Genomic DNA, 1,394 nt, shown 5'->3' on the forward strand with positions numbered 1-1,394 from the left:
GCACCTGGCACATCGCACCGGCCGGTACATGACCGCAGGGCTGTCCGGCCTGACGGCCGGACAGCCCCTCACCAAGATCTTCATCGACCTTCTAGACCTCCGCTGGGGCCTTGTCGGGCCTGGTCTCGGATGCCTGCTCGGCAGCATTGCCCGCGTGGTGCTCCGTGCTGACTTCGGCGCCTGCTTCGGCGTAGGCGGTGTACATCACGCTTCCCTGCTGACGCGACCTCTCGGCGCGGTTCTTCTTGACGAGATTCTCCAGGGCGTTGCGCACCGTCTGGACGGATGTCGCCCGGTCGGGATGGTCCTGTGCGAGCAGGTCGGCAATCTCGCGCACCGTGCGCGGTTCTCCGGGGGCCTTGTGCAGGATGTCCAGGACGAGCTCGTGCAGCGGCGGTCCTGCCTTCGCGGACGCGGCCTTGGCCGACGGCGCGGGTGAGACCGCTGACTTCTTCGCCGTGTCCCTGCGGGCAGCAGACTTTGCCGCAGCCTTCTTTCTTTTCCGCCGGCGGCTTCTTGGCCGTGCCCCTGGCCTTGGCGGCGGCCGACTTCTTGGCCGTGGACTTTGATGCCGCCGCCTTGGCAGGGCCGTCCTGCCGGGGCTGTGGCACGGACGCTGCCGTCTCGGCCGGGTCCGTGTGCTGGCGCGCGGACGCCGGAGACTCTTTATCCACGGTGTCGTCAGCGGCCGTCACAGAGGTGGGCAGATCGTTCAGTTGCCTGAGCAACCAGGCCTCGTCCTGCTTGAGTTGCTCCAGCATCTGCGCCAGCTCGGCCTGCCTGGCGCGGTTGTCCTCCAAGTCGCTGGCGTACTGCTGTGCGTACTTGTTCCGGATGGTGGTCCCAACGGTTTCGCCTGGCACGGGATGGTGCTCCTTGTCGTGAGGGGTGTTGCCGGATGCTACTCACACAGGCGGGGCAGTAACTGCTCTTGCGGCACGGTCACCACTGTCGCGGGACCGAACAGGGTCGCACACGGATCTCGCCGAACAGGGCCTGACGGCGGTGCAAGGCCGACGGCGACACGTCCAAACGGCATTCCCGGCTGCACGCGCACGAGTTCGAAAACCGCGCCGCTCCGTCACACAATTCGTGTGCGCCTGCCGCGTGTCATGGGAGTGTGAGACTTGCACACCGGCCCAAACATGAACAGGGGAGTGGGACGTGGCTGCGGGGAACACCCAGACACCCCAGCTGACCCGGGCGCACCGGGTTCTCATCGGCGTGGTGGTCTTCGGTGCCGTGATCATCGCGGGCATCGGTTTCGCCGGGTCGTACGCCGCCGTACGCGAACTCGCGCTGAAGAAGGGCTTCGGGGACTTCTCCTACGTCTTCCCGATCGGCATCGACGCGGGCATCTGCGTGCTGCTCGCCCTCGACCTGCTGCTGACGTG

General features: G+C 66.8%; 2 protein-coding genes. One reads left to right on the forward strand and one right to left on the reverse strand.

Annotated elements, in window-relative coordinates:
* Nucleotides 1-91: 91 nt before the first annotated feature.
* On the reverse strand, nucleotides 92-337 hold the full coding sequence (locus ABZY13_RS33465; protein ID WP_356637583.1) for a hypothetical protein: 246 nt from the start codon (nucleotides 335-337) through the stop codon (nucleotides 92-94).
* An 827-nt stretch (nucleotides 338-1,164) separates the two neighbouring features.
* On the opposite strand from ABZY13_RS33465, the gene ABZY13_RS33470 reads away from it, so the two are divergent.
* A partial coding sequence (locus ABZY13_RS33470; RefSeq protein ID WP_356637585.1) for a DUF2637 domain-containing protein occupies nucleotides 1,165-1,394 on the forward strand: 230 nt, incomplete at its 3' end.

This window comes from Streptomyces sp. NPDC006610, from assembly GCF_040611575.1.
In the GTDB taxonomy this organism is placed as follows: Bacteria; Actinomycetota; Actinomycetes; order Streptomycetales; family Streptomycetaceae; genus Streptomyces.